Raw genomic sequence first — 1,423 nt, forward strand, 5'->3', positions numbered from 1 at the left:
GCCATCCCTTTCAAGGTCTTGAGTAAAATCCGCTAAAACTCATTCAGGAAGATCCGAACGATGTGGGCCGATGTACTAGCGCGATTCGAGAAAAAAGCACCTGCCAGCGTGATGGCCAAACTGGCACTGGAGCAAGCTATCGCACCGGAGTGGGTCGATCAGGTGTTCGAAGATCATCGGCAACGACAGTACTCCCGTGAATTGTTGTTCTCGACCATCGTCAAGCTCATGTCCTTGGTTTCACTGGGCCTGAGGCCGTCATTGCATGCCGCCGCCAAGCAACTGGAGGATCTGCCGGTCAGCCTGGCAGCCCTCTACGACAAGATCAGCCGTACTGAACCCACTCTGTTACGCGCCTTGGTCACAGGTTGCGCGCAGCGTCTGGCACCGACGATCAAAGAGCTCGGTTGCTCGGCCATGCTCCCCGACTGGCAAGTTCGAGTGGTGGATGGCAGCCATCTAGCCTCCACCGAAAAACGTCTCGGGGCGTTACGCCAGGAACGCGGGGCGGCACGCCCCGGGTTCTCGGTCGTGGTCTATGACCCTGATCTTGATCAGGTGATTGACCTGCAACCCTGCGAAGACGCCTATGCCAGCGAACGCGTCTGCGTGTTGCCGCTGCTGGCCGAAGCACAGGCCAATCAGGTTTGGATCGCTGATCGGCTCTACTGCACGCTTCCCGTCATGGAGGCTTGTGAGCAGGCGCAAACCTCATTTGTCATTCGTCAGCAGGCCAAGCATCCGCGCCTGATTCAGGAGGGTGAATGGCAAGCACCGATGCCTGTTGCAACAGGTACGGTGCGCGAGCAAACCATCGAAGTGAAAGGTGCTCATCAATGGCGTCGCATTGAACTGACGCTGCACTCACCAAACGACTCAGGCGACAGCAGCCTGATGTTCTGGAGCAATTTGCCCGAGAGCATCAGCGCCGCGCAGATCGCGAACCTCTATCGCCGTCGCTGGAGCATCGAGGGGATGTTCCAGCGACTGGAAGCGACTCTGGAAAGTGAAATAGAAACCCTCGGCAGCCCACGGGCCGCCTTGCTTGGCTTCACCACCGCGGTGCTGGCGTACAACGTACTGGCCCTGCTAAAGCGCAGTGTTGAGCAGGCTCATCGAGAGACTCAGCCTGAGGGTTGGGAGGCATCGATCTACCATTTGGCGGTACAGATCAGGGCGGGATACGAGGGCATGCAGATTGCCTTGCCGTCTGAATACATGCCGATAGTTCCAATCGAAAAGCTGGCCTGGCGCCTGATGGAACTGGCCAGGAACATCCAGCCCAAGCAAGTTGCCAAAAGCACACGGGGCCCCAAAGTGCCCAAGCCGAAAGCATGGGTGCAAGGGACGGCAATAAATGCACATGTTTCAACCGATCGGGTCATCAAGGCAGCTAAAACGAGAAGACCTTGAAAGGGATGGC

At 57.6% G+C, this 1,423-nt stretch carries 1 protein-coding gene; it reads left to right on the forward strand.

Annotated elements, in window-relative coordinates:
• Positions 1 to 111: 111 nt before the first annotated feature.
• Positions 112 to 1,413 (forward strand): IS4 family transposase, encoded by a 1,302-nt coding sequence (locus PQT43_RS31180; RefSeq protein ID WP_253086053.1) that lies wholly within the window; start codon positions 112 to 114, stop codon positions 1,411 to 1,413.
• The last annotated feature ends 10 nt before the right edge of the window (positions 1,414 to 1,423 follow it).

It is taken from the genome of Pseudomonas sp. BLCC-B112, assembly GCF_028550695.1.
Taxonomy (GTDB): domain Bacteria; phylum Pseudomonadota; class Gammaproteobacteria; order Pseudomonadales; family Pseudomonadaceae; genus Aquipseudomonas; species Aquipseudomonas danubii.

Bases quoted from the DNA above. Each gene is read 5' to 3' on its own strand.
- PQT43_RS31180 (WP_253086053.1), top strand. From the start codon at position 112: ATGGCCAAACTGGCACTGGAGCAAGCTATCGCACCGGAGTGGGTCGAT.